This is a genomic window from Rathayibacter sp. PhB186 (assembly GCF_003751825.1).
Classification (GTDB): domain Bacteria; phylum Actinomycetota; class Actinomycetes; order Actinomycetales; family Microbacteriaceae; genus Rathayibacter; species Rathayibacter festucae.
The window spans coordinates 356,260-381,085 of the sequence record NZ_RJKO01000003.1 but is presented as its reverse complement, the minus strand read 5'-3'; the positions used below and the strand labels follow the sequence as shown (position 1 = coordinate 381,085).

Sequence of the window (24,826 nt, the reverse complement as noted above, 5' to 3'; positions counted from 1 at the left end):
CGAACCCCACCGGAAGCGGTCCGCACAGCACCGACCGGGCGGCCTCGCCCCTGCCGGTGACGGTGCCGGGGGTCGCCGACCGGAGGAGGCGGAACTTCCGGCCGGGCCTCCCGTCCGATCCTACACCGGGACGGCGCCCGGCCCAGGGTCCTGGTGTGAGCATCGAGCACGACTCCCTCCCGCCGAGCGGTGAGCCGCCCGCGGAGGCCGGGCCTCCGCTCGACGAGCGGCTGACCGAGGACGAGCTCCGCCGCTGGTACCGGCTCCGCGACGAGCTCGCCGCCTTCGCCCGCGCCTGAGGGTCCTGGCCGGACGGCGCTGCGGCCGACCCGGAACGCGCTTGACTCTGACGCTGCGTCAACCCGTAGCGTCACTTCCATCGCCCCGGGATCCGCCCGGCAGGCGGGAACGGAGGACGCGGTGGAGCACGAAGGGCCGGCGCAGGAGTGGTCCGCGCAGGAGTGGTCCGCGCACGAGGTGGCGCGGCTGGCCGGCACGACCAGCCGGACGCTGCGGCACTACGGCGCCGAGGGGCTGCTGCCGCCGAGCCGGCTGGGCGCGAACGGGTACCGCTACTACGACGCGGCAGCGCTGGTGACGCTGCAGCGGATCCTGCTGCTGCGCGACCTCGGTGTCGGGCTGTCCGAGATCGGGCGGATCCTGCACCGCGACACCGAGCCGGCGGCCGCCCTCGAGCGGCACCTCGACGTGCTGCGGGAGGAGCGGCGGCGGCTCGACCGCCGCATCCGCGCGGTCGCCGCGACCGTCGCGGCGATGAGAGAAGGGACCGGGCCGATGGCCGAGGAGATGTTCGACGGGTTCGACCACGCGGAGCACCGCGAGGAGGTGGAGCGCCGCTGGGGCGCGCCGGCCTACGCCGACGGCGATCGCTGGTGGCGCTCGATGACCGCGGAGGAGCGGGAGCAGTGGCTCCGGCGGCAGGCGGACCTCGCCGGCGCCTGGACCGCCGCGGCGGCGAGCGGCGCGGACCCGGCCGGCGAGGAGGCGCTCGCGCTCGCCGAGCGGCAGCGGGCGTGGCTCGCCGACGTGCCGGGCACGCCCCGCGACGCGTCCGGCGCTCCGAGCGACGAGTACCTGCTCGGCCTCGGCGAGATGTACGTCGCCGACGAGCGCTTCGCTGCGCACTACGGCGGAGTGGCCGGCGCCCGCTTCGTCCGCGACGCGCTGCGGACGCTCGTCGAGCGGGAGGGCTGACGCGACGGCGCGTCCGGCGCCGCACCTCCGGCTCGCGGAACCCCCTCCGGCACGTCGATCCGCGCGTTTCCAGCGAGCCCGAGCGCATTCCGCGAGCCGGAGCGCACCCGCCACCACCTCGGGCACGCGATCCGCCCTTCGGCACGTCGATCCGCGCGAATCCCACGAGCCCGAGCGAATTCCACGAGCCGGAGTACGCCCCCACAGGGACCTGCGGACCTGCACTCTCCGCAACGGGTCCTCGATGCGCGCCATGGCCTTGGCAGGACCACGGCCGCCGAGTTGGATGGCAGGATGCTGACCCTCCTCCCGCCGATCTCGGAGCCCTGGACGGTCACGGGCCTGGGCCGCACCGACGACGGCCCGCTCGACGAGGTGCTGATCGCCGTCGACCGGGCGACGCCGGAGCACCGCGTCACGATCCGCACGATGCGGCGCACCGGCACCCGGCTGGGACCTCGAGGCTCCGTCCACGGGACGGTGACGGACTCGGTCGCGACCGCGAGCCTGGCCGTCGGCTGCCTGCTCCTGGACGTGCTGCCCACCGACCTGCCGACGCAGGAGGCGCGCGCCGCGATGAGGGCGACGGAGGAACGAGCTCAGGCTCTCGCCCGCGACCGGGACGGGTGGAACGTCACCGCGCTCCCCCTCGACGGCGTCGACTACGCCCTGTTCACCCGCGGCATCCCCGAGGGGAGCGTCGCCCACTCCGACCTCGGCTGGGCCACCGTCGCGATGTGGAGCCGCGGCCCTCTCCACGAGGGCCCCTTCCGACTGGCGGACGTCGAGCCGGGCGACGACCTCGGCGAGCACTGACATGCCCGGTCCCCGTTCGGGACCGCGCGGCGCTACTGTTCGGGCATGATCTCCCCCGAGCACTTCCTGGCGTTCGCCCTCGCGTCGGTGGCCCTGATCGTGATCCCCGGGCCGAGCGTCCTCTTCACGATCAGCCGGTCGATCGCCTACGGACGCCGGGCGGGGGTGCTGAGCCTGCTCGGGAACGCGCTCGGGATCATGCCGGCCATCTTCGCCGTGGCCTTCGGTGTGGGCGCCGTCGTCGCGGCGTCGGTCGTCGCCTTCACCGTCCTCAAGCTCGCGGGAGCCGTCTACCTGGTGTGGCTCGGCGTGCAGGCGATCCGCCACCGCCACGCTCACGTCGGCGCCTCGACCACTGCCCCGGCGTCGTCGTGGACCCTCCTGCGCCAGGGTTTCGTCGTCGGCCTCACGAACCCGAAGACCGTCGCCTTCTTCGTCGCTGTCCTCCCCCAGTTCGTGGACCCGGCCGCCGGCCCCGTCTGGGCGCAGCTGCTGCTGCTCGGCTTCACCTTCCAGGCCCTCGCGCTGGTCTGCGACAGCGTCTGGGCGCTGGCCGCGGGTACCGCGCGCTCGTGGTTCGCGTCGTCGCCGAAGCGGATGTCGACCCTCACCGGCACCGGCGGCGTGATGATGATCGGCCTCGGCGGCACGCTGGCGCTGACGGGGTCCAAGAGCTGATCGGGTCCAAGAGCTGATCGGGTCCGCGGGCTGACCGGCGAGGTCCCGGGCAGCGCGAAGGCCCGCTCCCGGATCCGGGGGCGGGCCTTCGTGCTCGGGATCGTCCCGGGAAGCTACACGCCGCGGCTGGCCCAGACGGCGACGCCGAGTCCGTCGTACTCGACGAGGTTGCCGTCGTTCTGCATGACGAGGCGATAGGGCTCGCCGGTCTCACTCGGCTTCGGCGTGTTCTCCCAGTAGCCCTGGCCCTCGCCGGAGCCGGGGGCGTAGACGACGAGGTAGCCGATGTCCAGGCCGACGATGCTGCCGGGGATCGAGGTGCCGGTCGACCAGTCGGCGCCGCGGGCACCGTAGACGACGAAGTTGCCGTCGCGCTGCATCACGGCCCGCCAGGCGCCGTTCGCCGAGGTCAGCTGCTCGTTGCTCAGCAGGAGGTAGTTGTTCTGCAGCGTGTCGCGGCGGAGCTGTCCGGAGCTGCTCCAGAGCGGACCCCGATCGCTGGCACCGATGACGAGGTTCCCGTCGCCGCCGAGGGACATGGTGGCGCCCGGGTTGCCGGCGGTTCCGGAGGACCACTTCACAGAGCCGTCGGCGCCGTAGATCACGGCGTTGCCGTCGGTCTGCATGACGAGGCGGTTGCCGGCGCCGCTGGTGCCGGTGAACCACAGCGGGGTGCTGCCGGTGTAGACGACGAAGTTGCCGTCGGCCTGCATGATCGCGCGGCTCGGCCCGGCGGTCAGCTGCTGGTCCGCGGCGAGGGTCTGCCCGGACTCGAGCGTGAGGACGTCGGGCGCGGCGATGCGGTTGTTGACGAAGCTCGCCCAGGCGGGGGTGCCGGTGGCGCGGTAGACGACGAGGTTGCCGTCGTCCTGGATCGTGAGGGTGGAGCCGGGGTCGTTCGTCCCGGTGAACCAGACGGGACGGCCGGTGGCGTCGTAGATGACGACGTTGCCGTCGGCCTGCATGATCAGGCGGTCGCCGCGGCCCTGGGTGGCGGACTGCCAGACGACGCCGAAGGCGTTGTAGACGACCGCGTTGCCGTCGTCCTGGAAGGCCAGACGGACGGTGCCGTTCGGGGAGACGATCGACTGCCCCTTGGCGAGCTGCTGCCCGCTGCCGAGGACCGATCCGTCGGCGGCGGTGACGGCTGCGGCGGCGATCGACAGCGGCGCGCTCGCGGCGAGGGCCGGAGCCGCGCCGGCGAACAGGCCGCCGGTCAGCGCCAGGGCGGCGAGTCCGGAGACGAGGGGACGGGAGAGGGAAGGCGTCATCGCGATGCTCTTTCGGCTGGTGGTGAGTGGTGAGAGACGGGCGATCGAGCGCGGTCCGCGGGCTCGCCGCACATCCGACCGATGTCTATCAGCGCGGTGCCCGGGTGCACATCCGTCGTCCGGGGGGCGCCGATCTCGGTTGCATCACGACCGCGGGGCGGGGGGTGCGACCGCCCTTCCCAGCAGTGCCTGCTCGCCCCCCTCCGGAGTCAGCCGACCTCGACGCGGCTGCCGAGGAGGCGGCGCAGCCGGGACAGCCGGTTGCGGACCGAGCCGACCTGCACGTCGAGCTGCGCGGCCGCGTCGGCGTAGGAGAGGTCCTCGACCAGGCAGAGGCGGAAGATCTGCTGGTCGATCTCGGGCAGCCGCGAGACGGCCCGGGTGACGTCCTCGAGCACGAGACGGGCCTCGACGAGGCGCTCGGCGGAGAACGCGGTGCCGACGTAGGCGTCGGGCTGCTCGCGGGCGACCTGGCGGATCGCGGCGCGCAGGACGTTGTTGCACTCCAGCCGCGTGGCGACGAGCATCCACGGCAGGGCCGAGGTGCCGACGAAGTGCGTGCTCGCGCGCTTCCGCCAGAGCGCGAAGAAGACGCTCTGCAGCACGTCCTCCGCGTCCTCCTCGCTGCGCAGCCGCGCGACGGCGTAGCGGTAGACGGCCAGCGCGTGACGGCGGTAGAGCACGCCGAACGCGTCGCGGGACCCTCCCGCCAGCTCGCTCAACAGGGCGACGTCGTCCGCGGCGGCGCTCTCGCCGGTCATCGCGACTCGAGACTGTCGAGGCCCAGACGGGCACACCACTCGGCGTCGGGCTCGTCGCGCGCCGTCGGGAAGACGGCGGCGAGACCGTCGGGGCGGACGCAGACGGCGCTGACCGACTCGTCCGAGCCGCACATCGAGGTCGCGAGTGCGACGCGCTGCGTGATCTCGTCGGGCAGTCCCTCGACCATGATCGCCACCGCGAGATCGGGCTCGTTCAGGTCGGCTGTCGCGTAGCAGGCGGCGCCGTCGCGGACGGTCCGGGAGGTGGCGGCCTCGAAGGTGGTGATCCCGGCCGCCACGCCCGCGGCCACGACGCCGAGCCCCACGAGCACGCCGGCGGTGCGCCGCTGCCGGGCGACTCGCGTCGCCCTGGTGATCCGCACCTCGAGGCGCTCCTCGACGCGCGCGAGCACCTCGTCGTCCCGAGTCGATGCCGTCATCAGTCCCCCCTCTGAACACTCTCACTCGGTAACGTCCGCAGCGCCGCTTTCGTCTCACCGGAATGCGACAGCCTTCGGGGCGACTCCGGGACGAGTCGTAGGGTTCCGGTCATGGAGCAGACCCCCTCCCCCGACCGCCCAGTGGATCCGCATCGAGCCCAGCTCGACGCACGATGGGCCGACTACCTGCGCACCCGAGCGCAGGCCGACGACCACAGCGACTGGATGCTGGAGGCGATGGGCGGATACCGCGACGAGATCGTGCACTTCGGCGGGCAGCTCCTCAACGACGTCGCGATCCGGGAGTGGGACGAAGCACGCGCGCGCCGTGCGTACGACCGGTACCGGGCGGCCGCGGACGACTACGACCAGAACCCCGCCGCCTGGGAGGCCGAGTTCTGGCGACGGATCCGAGAAAGGTCCGAGGAGGCCGAACGCGAACGACGCCGTGCGGAGAAGTGATCGCCGATCGAGGTGGAGTGTCGTGGGGCGCCGGACGACACTAAATCGGTGACTCCTCTTTCGCACCCGACACGACGTCCGCTTTCTCGTCGCGGAAAGACGAAGGCCCTCCGCATCGTGGCGTCGATCGTCGCGTTCGGCGTCGGCCTGTGGGTGCTCGTGGACTACGCCGAGGTGCCGCCTGAGACGGCCCCGGCCGCTCCCGCCGTCGAGCCGACGTTCTCGCCGGACGGCGCGGTCTACCGCCACGGCTACTGGGGCCCCATCGAGGATCCGACGTCGGCGCTGCCGATCCAGTGGCGGGACGACGGCCGCTCGTTCGTGATCACCACGGGAGGGAGCGGGCAGTGCCTGAACGAGCCGGTCCTGCTCGAGGTGCTCGCTCCGGACAGCTTGCGCGTCGAGACGAGGCTGCAGTCGGATCCGGAGGGGATCGGCTGCAGGGAGAGTCACGTCCTCGCGAGCTACGTCATCGACACGCCACCCGGGATCGACCCGACGCGGACCGTGAAAATCGAACGCACGAGCGCCGACCTGGCCGGCACCTCGAGCCTGTACCTCGACCCGCTCCCCTCAGGCTCGTAGGGCGCGATCCCGTCGTGATCCGCGAGTCCGGGGTCGTAGTCGGCGCACGGAGAAGGGGGCGAGACCGGGCCCGACCCCACCCCCGTGGAATCCAGGCGACGCAACCGGTCTGTGGCGGGTCGTGAGACCGGAGGGCGGATTCCACCTCTCGAGCGGCGCGTGCGCGCGTGTGCTCGAGAGTCGAAGGAGACGGGGGCCGGGTCTCACGATCGCCCCCAGTTTTCCGCACGGCCGCGGTCGTGTCCAGAGGGGCAGCCCGACGGCATCGCGGGCGCGACCACCCGGCCCCTAGGCTCGCGGAATGGCGAGGCGGAGGGTGTCGGAGCGCGCGCAGGCGCTCCTCCTCCGCCACCCCTGGACGCTGGCGGTGCTCAGCGGCGTGTTCGTGGCGATGATCGTCGTGCTCGCCGCGGACGTGGGCTGGGACCCGGCCGCGGTCGTCGGCGGGGGCCGCCGGCACGCTCCGCTGTGGCTGGTGGCGGGGATCGGACTGCCGTTCTTCGGCATCGGAGTCGTCGTGGGAGTCGTCAAGCAGGTGCAGCTCGTGCGGCGGCGGCGCGCGCCCGTGTCGCCGAGCCCGGAGGTCGAGCAGCTGCGCCGCGACGGACCCGGCTGGCTGAGCCGCCGGGAGGACGAGGCGCGCGAGCGGGAGGAGTCCGTGGTCGTTCCACCGGAAGCGGTCGGCCGGCGCGCAGGGCGAGCAGCCCGACCGAGGGGGCCGTCGTGAGCAAGCAGCGGCCGGCGGCGCTCGCCCAGCGTGCGGTCGCGACCCGCAGGGAGCGGACGGGAGCGGTCCACCGGTTGGACCGCCGGAACGCGCGCTCGTCGCTGACCGAGTAGCCCGCGGAGCGGGCACTGCATGCTGATCGAGCAGCCCGCCTCGCGGGCGTCTCGAGATCCACCGATTTCAGTACCTCGGTGGAGGCGCGCCTGCTCACCCGGGTCTCGATACGCGCTGCGCGCTACTCGACCAGCATGAACAGGCGCCCGGGAGAGGATCGGCGCTCCGTGCTGACCGCGCAGCCCACGAAGCGGGCACTGCATGCCGCCTGCGCAGCCATGAAGCAAGCACCGCATGCTGACCGCGCAGTCGCCGGAGCGGGCACTGCATGCTGATCGAGTAGCCCGCATCGCGGGCGTATCGAGATCCACCGTCGTCAGAACGGTGCGGGCACGTCGACGAAGCGGGGCTCGGGTGGCGGGTCGGGCGGGCGCCCGGGCAGAGGCGGCGGCCGGTTGCTGATCCGCCGGCCGGTGGGGCTCGTCCAGACGATCGTTCCGCTGGAGTCGACCGGGTCGTAGCTCCACTGCTCTCCGTGCCGGACGTGGTGGTGGGAGGTGCAGAGCATGACGAGGTTCTCGAGGCAGGTCTCGCCGCCGTTGCGCCACTCGAGGGTGTGGTCGGCCTCGCTGGTACTGGCGGAGCGGGTGCAGCCGGGGAAGCGGCAGGTCTGATCCCGCAGCTGCAGGTGGAGGCGCATGCGGGCGGGTGGGAGGCGCTGGGTGCGTCCGACCGAGACGACGACACCGGTGTCCGAATCAGTGAGGACCCGGGTGAAGGAGGCCGCGGTGCGGATGAGCTCACGGGCGATCGGGGCGGGGACGGGTCCGTAGCCGTCGAGGTCCGCGGGCGCCTCGTCGAGGCCGACCGCTGTGGATGCGGCGAGCGTCAGCCGCACCTCGGCGCGGACGCCGGGGACGAAGGTCGGATCCGGCCGGTGCTCGGCGTTCGGCGTGGTCCCGGCGATGTCGCCGTCGCAGAGCAGGTCGATCGCGGCGTCGGCGCTGAGCTGCTGCAGGGTGCGGGGGTCGCCCTCGTCGCGGAGCGTGCGGGCGATGCGGCGCAGCCGGTCGTGCGCGCCCACCACCGCGGGTGCCGGGCCGTGGATGCAGAGCGTGGCCATTCCGTCGATGTCGGGGGTGACCCAGGCGGCGCGGTCCTCGCGGGCGCGGGCGTGCCGCTGGGCGAGGGGATCCTCGTGCAGCTCCTCCCGCCAGCGGCGCAGGGCGCGGCGCAGCTGCGTGAGCGTCATCGACGGCGCCGCTTCGGCGGCACGCTCGTCGAGAGCGGCGCGGGAGGCCTCGGGGAGACTGCCGGCGGTCGCGCAGATCGCCTCACCTTCCTCCCAGTGCAGGCGCGCCTGCGCGAGCAGCGCCCGCGTGAGCGGCAGGTGCTCCATCAGCAGCTGCGCGTTCTCGAGACGGCGCGCGATCACCTGCTCCGGCAAGCCCTCGGCGACGGCGAGCTCGGCGCGGATGGAGCGCTCGACGAGGTCGCGGGTCTCACCGGGGGTCGCACCGCGGGCGAAGACGTCCTGGTGGGCGAGGGCCGTTCGGTGGAAGTCGTAGAGGTCCTCGGCCTCGGTGAGGCGGCGCTGCGCCGCGGCGCGGGCGTTCACGGCGGCGCGGGCGCTGAGCACGCGCATGTGCTCGAGCGCCTCTTCCGTCGATCCGAACTCCGTCATACGAGTATTGAATCAGGGACCACCGACACTGGGGCCGGCTCGTGGGGGCAGCGGGACGATCGGGGGCTGAACCGGGGCTGTGGAGGAGGCACTGCGTCGGCGGGTGGGTCTCGATACGCCCTTCGGGCTACTCGACCAGCAGGCAGCGCCCCGCCGCCTCCTCGACCAGCAGGCAGCGCCCCGCCGCCTCCTCGAACGGCAGGCAGCGCCCCGCCGCCTCCTCGACCAGCAGGCAGCGCCCCGCCGCCTCCTCGAACGGCAGGCAGCGCCCTGCAGCCTCCTCGACCGGCACGCTGCGCCCTGCGAGCTCCTCGACCCGGTCGACGCCCCGTGAGAGGCTCGCCCGGTGGACGGCGGGGACGATCGGCGCGACGGCGCGGAGCCGAGCCCGGTCGAGACGACCGAGCGGCTCCTGCTCCACCGACCCGCCGAAACGGACCTGGACGAGCTCTTCGCCCTCTATTCGGATCCCCGGCTGGCCGAGGGCGATCCCCTCCTCCTGCACCCCTCCCGCGCGCACACCCGGGCGGTGCTCGACCGGCGGCGGGAGCAGTGGGCGCGCGACGGCCTCAGCAGCTGGGTGGTCCGCGAGCGGAGCCCGCGCGGCGGACCCGGACTGATCGGCATCGGCGGCTGCTCGCTCCTCGCGGGCACGGCGTGGAACGTGGCGTTCACCCTCCACCCGGACCACTGGGGCAAGGGCTACGCGCAGGAGATCGCCAGCGCGGGCATCGACCGGGCCCGACTCCTCCGCCCGGAGCTGCCGATCACCGCGGTCGTCGCGGAGCAGAACCGGCGCTCCCACCGCGCCGTCGAGCGCCTCGGCCTCGTGCGGGCGTGGACGGGCCCCGACGCGCACAGCCCGGACCCGACGGCCCGAGTCGTCCTGTACGCCGACCGCCCGCTCTCGGCGGAGCGGATCGGCCTGCTGACGAGCTGACGCGTCCTGTGGTTGGGTTGCCGCACCGACCACACCTGGAGGACGACGATGCCCGACCACGACGAGACCTGCGCAGCCGAACTCCGGAGCCGAGCAGCGGCGGTCCCGGCATGAACGGCGTCGGCCCGATCGACGTCGCCTTCACCGCGCCGATCGGCGTCACCGTGAAGGGCGACCTCTGGTCGTGCGTGGAGGTGCCGGACTCCGCCGCGCTGTTCGGCACCGGCAAGTCCGTGAAGGTCGTCGCGACCGTCGACGGCGAGCCGCTCACCGCCGGCCTGATGCCCACCGGCGCCGGCGGCCACATGCTCTCGATCAGCGCCAAGCTCCGCAAGAAGCTCGGCAAGGACCTCGGCGACGACGTCGCCGTCCACCTGACGGAGCGCCTGACCTGACGGCCGGACCGCGGGAGAACGGTGGATCTCGATACGCCCGCGGTGCGGGCTACTCGATCAGCATGCACTCCCCGCCCGGCGAGCAGCCACCCTTCCATGCTGGTCGAGTAGCCCCGGAGGGGCGTATCGAGACCCGCCGCCGTCAGCAGGGCGGGTCTGCAGACTCGACTTCTGACGCTGGCGGATCTCGATACGCCCGCTGCGCGGGCTACTCGATCAGCAGGAGACGGCGCTGCGGGCTGCTCGATCAGCAGGGGACGGCGCTGCGGGCTCCTCGATCAGCACTGGGTCAGGGCAGGACGCCGTCCGGGCTCCGCCACTCCGGGTGGCGGGCCTCGACGGCGTCGGTGGTGGCGTACTGGGTGTCCGTCGTCAGGGCGAACGGGCTCTGGACGTCGATCTGCACGTAGTCGAGGCGGTCCCAGACGGAGACGTGCCAGTCGCCCGGGGAGTCGCCGTCCCAGGTCGCGGTGCCCTCGGCGCCCGGCCGGGTGAACCACAGCTCGGCGCCCTCGCCGGTCTCCGCGGCGTCCTGCGTCAGCTCGTCCGCGACCCAGCCGTCGGCGAGCAGCTCGCCGCCGATCGCCTCCTGGATCTCCCGGCTCGCCTCGGGCCCCGCCTCCTGCGGCACCAGGCGGAGGAACAGCTCCACCCAGCGCTCGTCGTCGTGCCGAGCCGAGGGCTTGCCACCGCGCACCGACACCCGGAGGTCCGCACCGATCAGCACCGGATGCAGCGACTCCGCGGCACCCACCGCACTGTCGCCGAGCTCCTCCGCGGCGAGGATCTGCTCGTCGACGCCCGCCGTCGGCCCCGTCGCGCAGCCGGTCAGCAGGCCGAGCAGCACGACGCCCGCGACCGTCGCCCGCCTCGATCTCATCCGCCCACCGTATCGACAGGTGCAGTCGGGCCCCGCGAGGGCTAAGATCCGCGAGACGCGACCCGACGCGGATGGACGGATCCTGGCCGGCCACGATCGTCGGTGCGCCCGGATCCGGAGACCCCTTGGACGCTCGACGACGCCTGCTGGTGGGGGCCGGAGCGGTCGCCCTGCTGCTGGTCGCGGGGGCCCTCGTGCTCGACGCGACCGCCGGCGGCCCCGGCGACGGCAGCCCGATCAGCGCGGGAGCGACCGGCTCCGCGGGCACCTCCTCCCCCGGCGCACCCTCCTCCAGCACCACCTCCTCCCCCGGCACCCCCGCGTCCCCCGGCGCGACCTCCGCCGCCACCGTCACCCCGCCCGACCCCTCGAACCCCGCCGCCGTCGCCGACCCCTCGGCCCCGCTCGAGGTCTCCGGCCCCGCCCCCGTCGACACCGGCCTGCCCGACTCGACCCCGCACGCCGCCCTCGTCTCCCTCCCGCTGCCGGCCGCCGCGAGCGCCACCCGCGCGCTGGTCGCCGGCTACCCCTCCGCCGTCGTCGCCCCGCTGCCCGACTCGGTCGTCGCCTCGAGCTCGGTCGAGCCCGCCGGCGACGCGCTGCGCTCGGGCCTCACGGCGACCGTCGCCCTCGACGCCGAGCAGATCGTCGAGAGCTACCGCCGCTCGCTGGCCGCGCAGGGCTTCACCTCCGCCGCCGTCGACGCGCCCGCCGACGGCGCCGCGATGGTCTTCACCGCGGGCGAGGACAGCGTGAGCCTCTCCGTCACGCCGACCGGCACCCCGCGGATGAGCTATTCGCTGATCGCCGTCCTGCACCCGAACGGCGGCTAGACGTGTACATCTCCCTGTCCGACCGACCCGAGGGCGCCGCGGAGCAGCCCGCGCGCAGCACCGGCCCGTCGCGCATCGCCCCCGCCGTCATCGCCCTCGGCATCGTCAGCCTCTTCACCGACATCTCCTCGGAGTCGACCGCCGCGATCCTCCCCTTCTACATCACCGCCGCGCTCGGCATGTCGACGCTCGCGTACGGCTTGCTCGACGGCCTCTACCAGGGCGTCAGCGCCTTCGTCCGGATCGGCGCCGGCTGGACCGCCGACCGCACCGACCGCCCCAAGCTCGTCGCCCTCGCCGGCTACGGGTTGTCTGCGATCGCGCGCCTGGGCCTGCTGGCCGGCAGCGGCCCGGCCGCGCTCACGGCGGTCGTCACCGTCGACCGCCTCGGCAAGGGCATCCGCACCGCGCCCCGCGACGCGATGATCTCCGCCTCGTCCGAGCCCGCGTCGCTCGCGCGCTCCTTCGGCGTGCACCGGATGCTCGACACCGTCGGCGCGACGATCGGGCCGCTCCTGGCCTTCGTCGTGCTGCTGCTCGTGCCGGACGGCTACTCCACGGTCTTCGTGCTGTCGGCCGCGTTCGCGACGCTCGGCGTGGTGGTGCTGCTGCTGTTCGTGCCGGACGTGCGGACGCGCATCGCCGGCGGCGCGGCGCGAACGAAGCTGCCGTGGCGCCGCCTCTGGGACCGGCGCCCCCGCCGCCTCCTGCTCGCCGCCGGCCTGCTCGGGCTGCTCACGGTCGGCGACGGCTTCGTGTACCTCGTGCTGCAGAGCCGCAGCGGCTTCGCGGCGCAGTGGTTCCCGCTGCTGTACGTCGGGACGAACGCCGCCTACCTCGCCCTCGCGATCCCCTTCGGGCGCCTCGCCGACCGCTGGGGGCGCGCGCGGATGTTCGCCGCCGGCCACGTGCTGCTGCTCGCCGTCTACGTGCTCGCGGCGTCGCCCGCCTCCGGGCTCGCGGTGACCATCGCCTGCCTGCTGCTGCTCGGCGCCTTCTACGCCGCGACCGACGGAGTGCTCGCGGCCGTCGCCGGGGCGAGCGTGCCCGCCGAGATCCGGGCGAGCGGGATCGCTGCGGCGCAGACGGTCGTCGCGGTCGCGCGGCTGTTCGCCTCGGTCGGCTTCGGAGCGCTGTGGCTGTGGCTCGGCCGGGAGGGCGCGATGATCGCGGTCGCCGTGGGTCTTGCGGCGGCACTCCCCCTGGCGGCGCTGCTGCTGCGCGAGCGCTTCGCGGAGAAGAAGGGATGACGGCCGGTCAGGCGGGCCGCCTCTCGGACCGCGCGCGCTGGATCATCGCGGTGGTGGCCGCCGTCGCCCTCCTCGGCGGCGCGGCTGTGTACGGGGCCGGCGCCTGGGCGCGGTACCAGGCGCGCGCCTCCGCCGACTCGGCCGTCGCCGTCTCGACCGACGCCCCCACGGACGGCGACCGGATCGTCTTCCGCAACACCGCGAGCGGCCAGGGCTACGGGCTGGTCGCCTCCGTACCGCTGGCCGACCCGGGTGCCGCACGCACCCTCACCGACCGCGCTTGCGACCGCGTCGCCGCGACCGAGTCGATGGAGCTCTGCCTGCGCACCGACCGCGGCGTGCTGACCACCTTCGAGGCCGTCCTGACCGGCGCCGACGGCGAGACCCTGCAGAAGTGGCCGCTGCCCGGCATCCCCAGCCGCGCCCGCATCGGCGACGGGATGCTGAGCACCACCGCGTTCGTCACCGGGCACTCGTACGCGCCGACCACCTTCTCGACGCAGACCGTGATCCGCTCCCTCGACCCGGCCGTGCCGGACCCGGGGGATCTGGAGTCCTTCGCGCTGAGCGTCGCGGGGGCGCCGCTGACGGCTGCCGACCGGAACCTGTGGGGGGTCACCTTCGCGGACGACGGGGACACGTTCTACGCGACCGCGGCCTCGGGGTCGCGGACATGGCTGGTGCGCGGGAGCATGTCGGCGCGGACGATGACCGCGATCCACGACACGGCGGAGTGCCCGTCACTGTCGCCGGACGAGACGCGGGTCGCGTACAAGAAGGACGTCGGGGACGGGGTGCCGGACTGGCGGATCGCGGTGCTCGATCTGGCGTCGGGGGTCGAGACGGTGCTGCCGGAGGAGCGGAGCGTGGACGATCAGGTGGTGTGGCTGGATGACGGGACGCTGCTGTACGGGCTGCCGCGGGAGGGGGCTGCGGGGGATACGGACGTCTGGTCGATCGCGGCCGACGGTGCGGGCGACCCCGAGCTCTACCTCGAGCACGCCTGGTCGCCGTCGGTCGTCCGGCGGTGAACGAGCGCGGCCACAAGTACTCGACGAGCTGCTCGATTCCGGTTCCTGCACTTCGGGCGGTTCCGGGGTGCGCTCAAGCGGTTTCCAGAAGCTCGTGATCGGCAGTTGCTCCTCCGCGAGGCGGTCGGCGGAGATGAACGCCGGCCACCCCGAGCTGAACAGCGCCTCCATCTGCGCGTAGTCGCGCGGGCGCGCATTGAGTAGTTCTACCGACGTCATCGGCCCAGTCTGCGCGGAGGGTGGCAGCTACGCGATCTCCTACTGGGACGCTGCCTGCCCTCCCGCGGCTGCACGGCGAGCAGCGTCCGCCTGGTGACGATAGAGCGACGCACGACTCCACCCGACGAGACGAGCAGCATCCTCAGCAGTGCGCCCACGCGCTCGCGCGTCCGCGGCGATCGCGAGCTTGTCCGCGACCACCAAAGGATCCGACAGAGGACGGCCGAAACGCGTTCCGCTCGCACGTGCGGCGGCGATGCCTGCGTTGACTCGCTCGACGATGAGCTCCCGCTCGTACTCCGCGAGCGTAGCGAGCATGTTCAGCATCAGCTGGCCCGTCGACGTCGACGGGTCAATGCCGTCCGAGATCGACCGGACCTGCACCCCTCGCTCACGCAGCAGGTTCACCGTGTTGAGAACATCGATCAGTGACCGGCCGAGCCGGTCCACTCGCCAGACGACGACGGTGTCCCCGTCCTCGGCGTACTCGAGCAGCTTCTTCATCCCGCGGCGCTCGGCCGCGGTCTTGCTGCCGGACGTTACGTCCGCGAACACGTCGCGCTTCTGCACGCCGACCGCGACGAGCGCGTCTAGCTGCAACTGCGCGTCCTGGCTCGAAGTACTCACACGCGTATCACCGAGATGCCTTACCAGCACATTCTGACTCGGAAAGTCTCTTCGGGCACTCCGCTGAGACGAAGTACAGCGAGACAAGTTGTTGAGACAGCAAGGCCCCCGCCGTTCCGACCGAACGGCCGACCACGAGTCAGCCCATATCATTATGTCTCAGACAGCAAATGTTTCACGAGGCGGAATGCTGACGAGCGACGACGACCGTGTCACAACAGACTGCGACGCGACTGGTACGCGACGCAGTAGCACGAATCGATGCGGGACCGACGGTCTCGTATCCGCGTCCGCGACGGAAGGTACACGGCGTCGACCACCAAGACGTCGGAATTCACGGCGATACAAGACAGACCGCCCAACATCGCAGCACATTCGGCTCGACGCCGCTATAGCCTCTGGTAATGAAGGTCTGCATGCTGCTGCGCCGTCGAGCGTCGGCCGCTGCTCGACGTTCCGCGTAAAGCCCCACCGCGAGCGCTACGCCTCAGCGCAGGGGGAGGTGTCCCTGTTCACTGAGAGGATGGACTGCTACAGGTGAGCGGAGATGGAGGACCACGGGTGAGCAAAGGGGCGGGGAAGCTGCTGCTGCATGCTGCGCAGACGATCGACTGGACTGGCTCGGCCCCCGCAGGAGCATCGCTCGAGAAGGTGTACATCGGTCCTGATCCAGACGGCCTGGGGGGCATCCAGATCGCCGTCGCCACCGTGACTGCCACGCCAACTGCGCACCTCCGTCAGAAGCTGCACGCACTCCGAAAGGGCAGCCGCGCGATCACCCTGATCGTGGCGACGACTGACGGGACCAACGTATGGCTGCAAGGCCCCGACACTGCTGCGTGGGACGCGATCCCACTTGACCGCGCCGCAAGGCAGCTGCAAGCCGTTCTCAACGAGCCAGATTCAACCGCCGCCTTCAATCATCTTGCCTCCCTTCGCCGCCAGGTCGAGCAGGGTGGTGTTGGCTGGACGAACAACGGCCTCTTCGCCAAGTACCACCTGGAGCACAACGTCCCTCAGCGTCCCGACTGGACAGCCAGAGGGGACCTTGCGCAACCTCTTCGCGACCTGCGCGGTCAGCGGCTCATCGAGGCGCTCGGCTTCCACACGACGGGCGGTCCGGGCGGATCGCAGATCCTCACACCAGCAGAGGGCGACTCTGACGCGCCCCGTGCAGTCGCGGTGCTACTTGATGAGTCAGAACATTTCGACGCGAAAAGCGCACGCTACCAGCTCACACCGATCGCTTTCGCACTCGCAGTTGCTCAGCGCCGCGAGTTGCCATGGGCAATTGGACTCCACAAAGATTTCCTTCGGTTGTATCCCGGCAAGGACGGCATCGGCGTCGGGCAGAAGGGGCAAGTCGAGACCTTCTTTGAGATTGATCTCTCCGCAGTCAACGACTCCCAGGCCGCTTTAATTACCCTTGTCTTCTCTGCTGCGGCACTCGCGAAGGACGGCACAACCGACGAACTGCTCCGTGACAGCGCGCGATACGCCATCGGGCTCGGCAACCGGCTTCGCCAACGTATCTATGAGGACGTTGTACCGCCGATCGCAAAAGCGGTTGCCGAGCGCATGCCGAGCATCGGGGAAGTACTCGACGCCGACGGGCTTCAAGTTGCGTACAAGCTGACGCTCCGCATTCTGTTTCGACTATTGTTTCAGGCTTACGCTGAAGATCGCGGCCTATTACCGTATGGGCGTAACGATGAATACACCTCACACAGTCTGAAGACCATCGCCCAGCGCAATCTAAACGTCGACGATACGGACTTCGGCGAGGCCACCTCGATCTGGCTTGATCTCGTGCAGGTTTGGGACGCCATTGATCAAGGAAATAAGCAGTGGCAGGTACCCGCCTACAACGGCGGATTGTTTGCTGCCGATGCAGGCCGCAGCGACGAAGGCGGTCTACTCGCTCGCCTGAGCCTTCCAGATTCGGTACTCGGACCCGCGCTCCAGCATCTCCTAGTCGACCTTACCCCAGAAGGCAAACCGGGCCCTGTCGACTTCCGTGCTTTGAGCGTTCGCGAATTCGGCACTATCTATGAAGGATTACTAGAGTCAAGCCTTTCCATTGCCAGCGCCAACCTTGCCACCGACAAAAACGGTGCTTGGGCACCTGCCGGCATTGGCGACATTGTCGAGGCAGAAGAGGGCAGCGTTTACTTCCACGGCGCGTCGGGAGAGCGGAAGGCGACAGGCTCATACTTCACGCCGAAGATCGTCGTCGACCACCTCATTGAGCGCTCCATCGTCCCAGCACTCGCCAAGCATCTGAACGCCCTTGCCGTGAAGCTAGAGAAGAAAAGGCAGGTTTCCCGCGCTGAGTTCTTTGACTTCCGGGTGGCCGACCTCGCGATGGGTTCTGGCCACTTCCTCGTCGCTGCAGTAGACAAGATCGAAGCATTAATGCGGACCTTCCTCACGGAACATGACGTCCCGGACGTGCGCGACGAACTATTGAAAATTGCGAGCGTTGCTCGGCAGGCGCTCGGCGACGACGAGATTGCGAAGTCTGATGTCGAAGAGATTGGACTACTGCGCCGACAGGTCGCCCGCCGCTGTATATATGGGCTAGACATCAACCCGCTCGCCGTCGAGCTCGCTCGGCTCGCCCTATGGATTCACACCTTCGTTCCCGGTCTACCAATGTCAAACCTGGACCACGGCCTCGTTTGCGCGAACAGCCTCACTGGGATTGGCACCATCGACGAGGCGATCGATTCCCTCGTCGGCACGCCTCAAGGGCGGAGTGGCTCAAAGACAGTTGTTTTGACCAATGACGGCTTTGACTTCGAAGTGGAAGGCGGGCGACAGGAGTCCGGGCATCAGCTCATGATCCGCCGCGCCGTCACCGACTACCTCAAGCAGTCCCTCCCCTTGCTCGCTGACGTAGCGAACGCCTCCGAAGCGAGCAAAACCGAAGTGCAAGAAGCCGCAGCACTTCTGGGAAAAGCAAAGGCCGCCGCCGCCCCAGCAAGCCGCATCTTTGACGCCGCCGTTGCTGTGCGGATCGGAGCATGGTCCACGTCGATCACGAAGGAGGAGCACGTCACTCGCCTCGTGGAGACAACCGAGCCGACGAAGTTCGTCGAAAGCCTCAACCCTGCGCATATGCCGGTGCTGTTCCCAGAAGTCTTCGTGCGAGACAACGCTGGCTTTGACGTTCTCCTCGGCAACCCGCCATGGGAGGAAGTGATGGTCGAAGAGCCGAAGTTCTGGCTTCGGGTGCGACCCGGGCTACTAGCGTTGAAGCCTGCGGCACTTAAAGCTGAGATCGAGCGACTACGTATTGAGCGGGCCGACTTGCTACCTGAATTGAAGCGCGAGACGGATGCTGTCGATGCATTGCGTAAGGTTCTTCTTTCCGGGCCGTACCCGGGCCTCGGTACGGGTGACGTAGATCTCTATTCCGCCTTCGCTTGGAGATATTGGCTTTTGCTCCGCGACCGTGGCACCCTAGCGATCGTCACCCCGCGATCTCAGTTCAATGCTGCGGGCGGTAAAGAGTGGCGCTTTAAAGTCCTGCCAAGAGCGACGACAGAAGTGATTGTTCTGCTGAACAATCGACAGTGGGTGTTTCCCATTCATCCCCAGTGGTCAATTGCCCTGACAACAATGGAGAAGGCGGGCGATGGCAAGATCTCGATTGCCGGCCCATTCTTTAGTGAAGCTGATTTTCTTGCCGGACGCGATTCGCTCGGCACCCTCGATTTTGCGGCGCTCGCGGCAGCAAGCGAAAATGCAGCATTACCGAACCTTCCCGATGCCGCAAGCGTCGAAGTCTTCACCCGGCTTCGAAACGCTCCTCGGCTCGACAGTCGGCGTCCCGGGTGGGACTTCAGGCCCGTTGCTGAATTCCACGCAACAAATGACCGACCGACTTTCGACGCCGGACCGAAAGCTCCCGGACGCCTACCGGTACGAGGTGGTGCCGGATTCGAATTATGGAAACCAGAAACCGATGAGGTCTACGCCTGGGCTGACCTAGCGATTGTCGAGGCGGCGCTACAAGCGAAACGGAAGCGGCAGATCGCGCTCAAGTCATCGGCGTTCTACGGCAAGCCTGCCGCCTGGGCCACCGATCGCAGGACTTTGCCGTTCCGCCACCCGCGAATTGCCTTTCGCGATGTCGCGAGAGCTACCGACACCCGAACGAGCATTGCCGCACTCATTCCGCCGGAAACAGTTCTCACAAATAAGGCGCCCTGGGTCTTTGCATATGACGCTGACGCGCGAGCCACGGCCTTCCTCCTCGGCGTCCTTTGTTCGATTCCGCTCGACTGGTATGCACGCAAGTACGTAGAGCTCGGCATGAACCTACACATCTTCAACGGCTTGCCAATTCCGACCTATCGACCCAGTACACCCCTCGTCGACCGTGTAGTACAGATCGCTGGATCTCTTGCCGCGGTGGACGGCCGTTACCGTGAATGGGCTATCGCGGTCGGCGTGAAGGTAGGGTCGGTGAACGATGACACGACGAAGTCAAGACTAATTGCCGAGCTAGACGCGCTGGTGGCATTGCTCTATGGGCTCTCAGAGAGTCAAGTGCGACACGTGTTTGCCACATTCCACCGCGGATGGGACTATCAGAAGCGGCTCGATGCCGTGCTTGAGCACTACAGGAACTGGAAGGCAGTGGCATGACCCAAGAGCAGCTTCCCGCTTTCGCGACGAATAATTCGTCGATGACGGTCGCAGATGAGATTAACAAGATGTATCGGATAATCCGGTCCAAGTTCGCGGTGACTCCTCCCGCAGCAATCGCTACCGCTTACATAAACCCTGCGGGGTTCGCACTGCTTGCCCACGAACTAGATCAAGTGCCGCGCGTTCGGCTGCTCCTCGGTGCCGAGCCGCAAGAGGACATCGTCCGAGCTATCGTTGCGGACGACGCAGGCACCGCTGAGCGGGTTGCCGGCGCGCTTGCTGAGCACGATGTCTGGATGAAGGCGGAGCGAGACACGATGGGCTTCGAGCGGCTTTCGTCGTCCAACGCGCAGCGCATGGTTGCGTGGCTCCGCAGCCGCAACGAGCACGATGCGGTACGCGTCGAAGTGCGCAGGTACACCGAAGGCTTCTTGCATGGCAAGGCCTATGTCAGCGACGACTCGATGCTCGCCGCAGTGCTCGCCGGCTCGTCAAATCTTACGCTCGCTGGGCTGTCACGGAACGCCGAACTGAACCTCGGGTATCCGGCAGGCGATCCGAACTACGTCAAAAATGTCCGCGACTGGTTCGAGGACCTTTGGTCCGCGAGCGAGACCTACGATCTTGCGGGTTACTACGAGCAGCAATGGGCGCCGCACGCGCCCTGGGCGGTATTCCTCCGCATGTTGTGGGAGCTGTACGGATCGCATCTCGATGAGGAGGCGCAACCCAAACAAACCGCCTTTAACTTGACCCGCTTCCAGGCCGACGGTGTTGCCCGCATGGAACGCCTTCTTGATGAACTCGGTGGTGTGCTCGTTGCAGACGAGGTTGGCCTCGGTAAGACCTTCTTGGCCGCTGAGGTCATCCAGCGCGCCTCCGAGGTGAATCGGCAGCGCGTTCTAGTTGTCGCACCTGCCGCGCTTAGAAACTCGATGTGGGAACCGTTCCTGAGGAAGCACCGCTTCAGCCGTGGGGTCGACGTGATGTCATACGAGGAAGTCCGGAACAGGGTCGACCCGGACTCGAGCAGTTACGACGAAACCTTCGTCCATCAGGCCGAGGAGTACGCACTCATTGTCATTGATGAGGCGCACAACCTCCGCAATGCGGGCACCGCCCGCTCCGAAGCCATTGATCGGGTGCTACTGAGAGGCAAATACCCGAAGAAGACCGTCCTACTTTCCGCAACGCCAGTAAATAATTCACTAAACGACCTAGAAACGCTCATCAAGTACTTTGTCCGCGACGACGCGCACTTCGCCTCAAAGGGGATTCCGTCAATTCGCAAGTACATTGCCAAGGCGCGCGAAATCGATCCTGCAAATCTCACGCCCGAGCACCTCTTCGACCTTATGGACCAGGTTGCCGTGCGCCGTACCCGAAAATTCGTCAAAGAACTGTACCCAAACGAAGAAATAATTGGTCCGGACGGCAGACCCATGCTCATCCGCTTCCCTGAGCCTCAGGTTCGGCGCATCGACTATGACCTTGACGCCTCAGACATCGCCCTAATCGACGCGATGATCTACGCGCTCGACCTACCCGACTTTGACGACCCGCACGACCTCTACCGCAAGCAGTCCGCCAACCCAAACCGGCTCATCCTGGCTCGGTACGTCACAAGCGCTTATCGCTTCGACAACGCAATGGAGGCTTATCAACTATCGAACGCTGGCCTACTCCGGTCCGCGATGCTCAAGCGACTTGAGTCCTCCCCTCACGCACTCCGGTCAACTCTGGGCACTCTCATCGGCGCGCACACAGCCTTCCTAAATGGGCTCGATAAGGGTTATGTGCTCATCGGAGAGACGCTTCGCGAGTGGGGCTCATCCGAGTCGGACGACCTGGACGAATTTGTGAAGGCTCTCGACATTGACGATCACGACCAGGCGCAGTCCGTCGCTCTGTTTCGCGTTGATCAACTTCGCTCCGACGTCGAAAGTGACCTTGAGCTCCTGCAACGACTTCGAGCGCTCGCCGCTCAGACGATCGCCGAGGGGGAACCCAAAGCAGCACGCCTCGTGGCCGAGCTTGTTGCAATTGCCACCGCGTCGCGCGCGGTCGACGCTCGTGGGGTCTCGTCTGGCGACCGGCGCAAAGTAATCGTGTTCTCCACATACTCCGACACTGTCGTCGCACTCCACGACGACGTCAGTGCTGCGATTGCGGCGGCACCAGCGGGATCACCGCTCACCGACTATAAGGACAGGCTTGCTCCACCCATCCTAGGCACATACGCATCAACACAGAAGCGTGGGGAGTCTGGTGGCGTTGATCAGGGCGGGCGTGCATCTACCATCGCCGGCTTCGCTCCGCGAACGGCCGGAGCGCTGAACGACGAGGGTGAGCCGTTGCACTCAGACGACTTCGATATTCTGATTACCACCGACGTGCTCGCCGAAGGTGTCAACCTCCAGCAGGCCGCGCAGATCGTCAACTACGACCTGCCATGGAATCCGATGCGCATCGTTCAACGCCACGGCCGAGTCGACCGGATTGGCAGCAAGCACTCCACCGTCGACCTCGGCTTGTTTTTTCCATCCTCCCGGCTCGATGATCTGCTCGGCCTGGAAGAGACGCTGGAACGCAAGCTCGCTCAAGCCGAGGCAGCAGTCGGAGCGGGTGAAGTGCTACCCGGACGCAAGGGCCGCGAAGTCGTACTTGCCGACGCGGCGGGTGCCGACGAGATCGTCGAACAGATCGGTGACCTCGTCGAATCGCGCGGATCCTCTGCGGCACTCTCTGGCGAGGAGTACCGGCGCCGCCTCTGGAATGCCTTTGAGCAGGATCCACTGCTCGGGCGCGAGGCGAAGGACTTGCCCTACGGGTCCGGTAGCGGCTACGAAAACGCTCGCTATGACGGCAACGCCTACGTCTTCTGTGTGAAGATCGCTGGTCACGAACAGCCATGGTTTCGCCTCGTGCCAGCGACCGCCGAGTGGGAACCGGTCTACATCGACGGGGTCGCCGCCGTGCAAGCTGACCCGCAGAATTCTGACACGCTCCGCGCGCTGATTGCGGCCGACCCCGGTGGCGCACGCACTCCGCGATGGATGACAGACTCCGTTTACGACCGCGCTTACGATGCTTGGGCCGTGGCACAAGAGAGCGTCCACGAGCGATGGCAGGAGTTAACTGACCCAAACAATCTTCAACCAGAGTCCCCGAAGTCGTTTCGCGACGCCTTCGACCTCGTTCGCGCCGAAGGCGGCTTCCTCAGCGACCAGCGCGGCATACTCGCCCGCCTCCGAGCGGTCCCATCTACGAAAATTGCCAAGGCCGTCCGGCGCGCGATGCGCGACGGCAGCACCGCACGCGAGCAAATCGAGCTCGTCCTCGCCGCGCTTGACACCGCTGGCATCCAAGCGCCTCCACCCGTCAAGCCTTTGCCGACGGTCACCCTCGGCGAGGTGCGACTAGTCGCATGGATGGCTGTGAAGGGACGGCGCTCGTAGCAGGCGTGTTAGCCGCGATGAGGCCTCTAGAGGGAACTCGAAGCGAGGCCGAGCGTGCAGCAGCGGTCACCTGAGCAGCATCGTTGCAGCCTTGCTCGAACCGAAGTCGCCTTGGGTCCTCCGCCGTGCTCGACGCCTGGTCAACATCCATAGACTCTGATCATGGACGACCATAGGTGCTCGTACTCACACGTGATACCGCGGACAGGAGCGCTGAGCCTCTCAGCACCTACTGCATCAGGTCAAATTTCAAGAAACGGGGGAGCTAGGCATTGCCAAAACGCACTATCGGATTAGAAACCATTCAGGTCAGGCCGGGGCACAACCGGAAGAAGAACTTCTTAAACTTGTCTGATCTAGAGGGCGTCGAGCTTCTTCACGTTTTCCACGGGTGGGCAGCGTCGATCCCGCCTGACGACCTCGTGGATCATCAACGCGGTCGCTACACCAAAATTGCGAAGGTCACTCCTACCGGACGCAGTGTGTTGGTCGAGATCGAAGCTGGTTACTTCGGTACGGCTGGACAGACGTTCGACGTCGCGACTCATGCCGTCTCTCATAGTCGCTCCGCGCAGGAGTCAGCGACTGTCATGACTCGCCTGCTTTTCACGGTTGCGCCTGGCAGTACCATCGGTGTGTTCACCTCCGAGCGTGAAGGTCTGAACGGCGCCGGATCTACGCTGGTGAAGCGGTTTCGCCACGACTTGGTCTCGCACTTTCCGGGTTATTCCTTCGATGTCGAGACCGTCGTCGAGTCTGCTGCGTGGGCACAGGGAGCTGAGCTGCTGGCGGTAACAGCTGTTGCGTACTCGGTGCCGGTCGATCTGGCGAAGGGGGTGATCGCGCAACCTCAGGTGCTCGGCCAGATGGAGCAGCGCTTGGAACCGATGAAGGGCCAGAAGGTCCTGCCTGCTGCGATGCTCAGCGCCCTTCAGAAGGGCACGATCAAGGCGTCGGACTTCCTCGGCTTCTCGGACGGTCAGAAAATCGACGACACCTTCGTGACCGTGAGCAGGGACGGCCGCCAGAAGACTTACGCGCTGGACAAGGAGCGGGTACCGTCGGTTCGAGTAGTTGTCAGTGATGACGGTGCACCGCCGCTCACTCCGACGCCCTTCATCCGCAAATGCCAGGACGAAGTACGGGACTACTACGAAGGGATGGGGCTGTCGTGGAACGACTCATGGCGGAGCGGCACGTGGGCGCCGGAGAGCCTCGTAGTGGTCATGCCTCCAAGAACATGATATTTGATCACCTTGCGACTCTTCGAGGAGTGCGAGGCGCGCCTCTGTGGTGGCAGATTGCAGCGCAGTTCGCTCTGCCCGTCGCTTTCGGGGTGGCGATTTGGCGGTTCGAATTTCGTGTCACGATCGTCGGCGATCTGATCGCAGGATTTTCTGTGCTCGCCGGTTTCCTTTTTGGTCTGGTCATCTTTGTGTTTCAGCTGCGGCTCGGGATGAGCGCTGATCCCCGCGTGCAGACCAAGACGTTGCTCCCGACGTTGATTGACCAGCTGTTTTCCAACGTTCTCTATGCGGTCCTCGTTGCCTTCGCACTAATCACAGTTACTGTTGCCGCTGCGGCCACGGAGCCTCATGCAATTCCGGCCGCAACAGACCCGACCAGCGAAGCAACCCGAATTGGTTCTGCCCAATCGGTCGCCCTCGGTCTTGATCCTTGGGTGTCTGCTGTCGTCATCGGTCTCTCGATTCATTTGCTGGCCGTCGTCGGCATGTGTCTCCGTCGGACCCGTCGCGCCTACATCGAACTTAAGAGCTGACCACTCGGCGGTTTCGTACAGCTGGCGCAGAATTGGGCCGACGTCGTGACGCCGACGTTCG

23 protein-coding genes are annotated in these 24,826 nt (G+C 68.1%); 16 read left to right on the top strand and 7 right to left on the bottom strand.

Annotation, left to right across the window (positions count from 1 at the left end):
- Nucleotides 1-155: 155 nt before the first annotated feature.
- The 4 genes from EDF45_RS21260 to EDF45_RS11775 all read left to right on the top strand — a co-directional run bounded on the left by EDF45_RS21260 (nt 156) and on the right by EDF45_RS11775 (nt 2,709).
- Nucleotides 156-299: a hypothetical protein gene (locus tag EDF45_RS21260; RefSeq protein WP_185020156.1), complete on the top strand. Its 144-nt coding sequence runs from the start codon at nt 156-158 to the stop codon at nt 297-299.
- Between the two features lie 121 nt (nt 300-420).
- Nucleotides 421-1,215, top strand: a complete 795-nt coding sequence (locus EDF45_RS11785) for a MerR family transcriptional regulator (RefSeq protein WP_123736033.1) — start codon at nt 421-423, stop codon at nt 1,213-1,215.
- A gap of 294 nt (nt 1,216-1,509) precedes the next feature.
- The gene (locus EDF45_RS11780) at nt 1,510-2,031 is read left to right on the top strand and encodes a hypothetical protein (RefSeq protein WP_123736034.1); all 522 of its coding nucleotides are present in this window, start codon (nt 1,510-1,512) and stop codon (nt 2,029-2,031) included.
- 45 nt (nt 2,032-2,076) lie between these two features.
- Nucleotides 2,077-2,709 carry a LysE family translocator gene (locus EDF45_RS11775; protein ID WP_123736035.1) on the top strand — a complete coding sequence of 211 codons (633 nt, stop codon included), beginning with the start codon at nt 2,077-2,079 and terminating at the stop codon, nt 2,707-2,709.
- Between the two features lie 113 nt (nt 2,710-2,822).
- Here the strand turns inward: EDF45_RS11775 and EDF45_RS11770 are convergent, their stop codons facing one another.
- From EDF45_RS11770 to EDF45_RS11760, 3 genes are all read right to left on the bottom strand, one after another.
- Nucleotides 2,823-3,980, bottom strand: coding sequence for a hypothetical protein (locus tag EDF45_RS11770; protein ID WP_123736036.1), 1,158 nt, complete (start codon nt 3,978-3,980; stop codon nt 2,823-2,825).
- Between the two features lie 209 nt (nt 3,981-4,189).
- On the bottom strand, nt 4,190-4,741 hold the full coding sequence (locus tag EDF45_RS11765) for an RNA polymerase sigma factor (protein ID WP_123736037.1): 552 nt from the start codon (nt 4,739-4,741) through the stop codon (nt 4,190-4,192).
- A complete protein-coding gene (locus EDF45_RS11760; protein ID WP_123736038.1) occupies nt 4,738-5,181 on the bottom strand; it encodes a hypothetical protein in 444 nt (147 codons plus the stop codon). The genes EDF45_RS11765 and EDF45_RS11760 overlap by 4 nt, the downstream gene beginning before the upstream one ends.
- A gap of 111 nt (nt 5,182-5,292) precedes the next feature.
- On the opposite strand from EDF45_RS11760, the gene EDF45_RS11755 reads away from it, so the two are divergent.
- From EDF45_RS11755 to EDF45_RS11745, 3 genes are all read left to right on the top strand, one after another.
- Nucleotides 5,293-5,643 carry a hypothetical protein gene (locus EDF45_RS11755; protein ID WP_123736039.1) on the top strand — a complete coding sequence of 117 codons (351 nt, stop codon included), beginning with the start codon at nt 5,293-5,295 and terminating at the stop codon, nt 5,641-5,643.
- Between the two features lie 117 nt (nt 5,644-5,760).
- Complete coding sequence (locus EDF45_RS11750; protein ID WP_123736040.1) at nt 5,761-6,228, top strand: hypothetical protein; 468 nt, start codon at nt 5,761-5,763, stop codon at nt 6,226-6,228.
- A 301-nt stretch (nt 6,229-6,529) separates the two neighbouring features.
- A complete protein-coding gene (locus tag EDF45_RS11745) occupies nt 6,530-6,955 on the top strand; it encodes a hypothetical protein (RefSeq protein WP_148060257.1) in 426 nt (141 codons plus the stop codon).
- Between the two features lie 430 nt (nt 6,956-7,385).
- Here the strand turns inward: EDF45_RS11745 and EDF45_RS11740 are convergent, their stop codons facing one another.
- Together EDF45_RS11740 and EDF45_RS21255 are read right to left on the bottom strand one after the other, a co-directional pair.
- Entirely contained in the window at nt 7,386-8,693 is a 1,308-nt protein-coding gene (locus EDF45_RS11740) for an HNH endonuclease signature motif containing protein (RefSeq protein WP_123736042.1), read from the bottom strand.
- Nucleotides 8,694-8,820: 127 nt separating this feature from the next.
- Nucleotides 8,821-8,985: a hypothetical protein gene (locus EDF45_RS21255; protein WP_185020155.1), complete on the bottom strand. Its 165-nt coding sequence runs from the start codon at nt 8,983-8,985 to the stop codon at nt 8,821-8,823.
- A 54-nt stretch (nt 8,986-9,039) separates the two neighbouring features.
- On the opposite strand from EDF45_RS21255, the gene EDF45_RS11730 reads away from it, so the two are divergent.
- Nucleotides 9,040-9,633 (top strand): GNAT family N-acetyltransferase, encoded by a 594-nt coding sequence (locus tag EDF45_RS11730; RefSeq protein WP_123736043.1) that lies wholly within the window; start codon nt 9,040-9,042, stop codon nt 9,631-9,633.
- Nucleotides 9,634-9,743: 110 nt separating this feature from the next.
- Complete coding sequence (locus EDF45_RS11725) at nt 9,744-10,028, top strand: DUF1905 domain-containing protein (protein WP_123736044.1); 285 nt, start codon at nt 9,744-9,746, stop codon at nt 10,026-10,028.
- Between the two features lie 289 nt (nt 10,029-10,317).
- Here the strand turns inward: EDF45_RS11725 and EDF45_RS11720 are convergent, their stop codons facing one another.
- Entirely contained in the window at nt 10,318-10,908 is a 591-nt protein-coding gene (locus EDF45_RS11720) for a hypothetical protein (RefSeq protein ID WP_123736045.1), read from the bottom strand.
- Nucleotides 10,909-11,033: 125 nt separating this feature from the next.
- Here EDF45_RS11720 and EDF45_RS21905 point away from each other — a divergent pair, with 125 nt between their 5' ends.
- The 3 genes from EDF45_RS21905 to EDF45_RS11705 are packed head-to-tail and all read left to right on the top strand — an operon-like array spanning nt 11,034 to nt 14,022.
- Nucleotides 11,034-11,741, top strand: a complete 708-nt coding sequence (locus tag EDF45_RS21905) for a hypothetical protein (protein WP_148060258.1) — start codon at nt 11,034-11,036, stop codon at nt 11,739-11,741.
- A 2-nt stretch (nt 11,742-11,743) separates the two neighbouring features.
- Nucleotides 11,744-12,991, top strand: coding sequence for an MFS transporter (locus EDF45_RS11710; protein WP_123736047.1), 1,248 nt, complete (start codon nt 11,744-11,746; stop codon nt 12,989-12,991).
- Nucleotides 12,988-14,022 (top strand): hypothetical protein, encoded by a 1,035-nt coding sequence (locus EDF45_RS11705; protein ID WP_123736048.1) that lies wholly within the window; start codon nt 12,988-12,990, stop codon nt 14,020-14,022. Before EDF45_RS11710 ends, EDF45_RS11705 begins: the two co-directional genes overlap by 4 nt.
- A gap of 258 nt (nt 14,023-14,280) precedes the next feature.
- Here EDF45_RS11705 and EDF45_RS11700 read toward each other — a convergent pair whose 3' ends face one another.
- On the bottom strand, nt 14,281-14,868 hold the full coding sequence (locus EDF45_RS11700) for a recombinase family protein (protein WP_260312160.1): 588 nt from the start codon (nt 14,866-14,868) through the stop codon (nt 14,281-14,283).
- Between the two features lie 561 nt (nt 14,869-15,429).
- Here EDF45_RS11700 and EDF45_RS11695 point away from each other — a divergent pair.
- The 4 genes from EDF45_RS11695 to EDF45_RS11680 all read left to right on the top strand — a co-directional run bounded on the left by EDF45_RS11695 (nt 15,430) and on the right by EDF45_RS11680 (nt 24,765).
- On the top strand, nt 15,430-19,524 hold the full coding sequence (locus tag EDF45_RS11695; protein ID WP_260312161.1) for an Eco57I restriction-modification methylase domain-containing protein: 4,095 nt from the start codon (nt 15,430-15,432) through the stop codon (nt 19,522-19,524).
- On the top strand, nt 19,521-22,985 hold the full coding sequence (locus tag EDF45_RS11690) for an SNF2-related protein (RefSeq protein ID WP_123736049.1): 3,465 nt from the start codon (nt 19,521-19,523) through the stop codon (nt 22,983-22,985). Before EDF45_RS11695 ends, EDF45_RS11690 begins: the two co-directional genes overlap by 4 nt.
- 272 nt (nt 22,986-23,257) lie before the next feature.
- Nucleotides 23,258-24,229, top strand: coding sequence for a hypothetical protein (locus EDF45_RS11685; protein WP_148060259.1), 972 nt, complete (start codon nt 23,258-23,260; stop codon nt 24,227-24,229).
- A gap of 92 nt (nt 24,230-24,321) precedes the next feature.
- The gene (locus EDF45_RS11680; protein ID WP_148060260.1) at nt 24,322-24,765 is read left to right on the top strand and encodes a hypothetical protein; all 444 of its coding nucleotides are present in this window, start codon (nt 24,322-24,324) and stop codon (nt 24,763-24,765) included.
- The last annotated feature ends 61 nt before the right edge of the window (nt 24,766-24,826 follow it).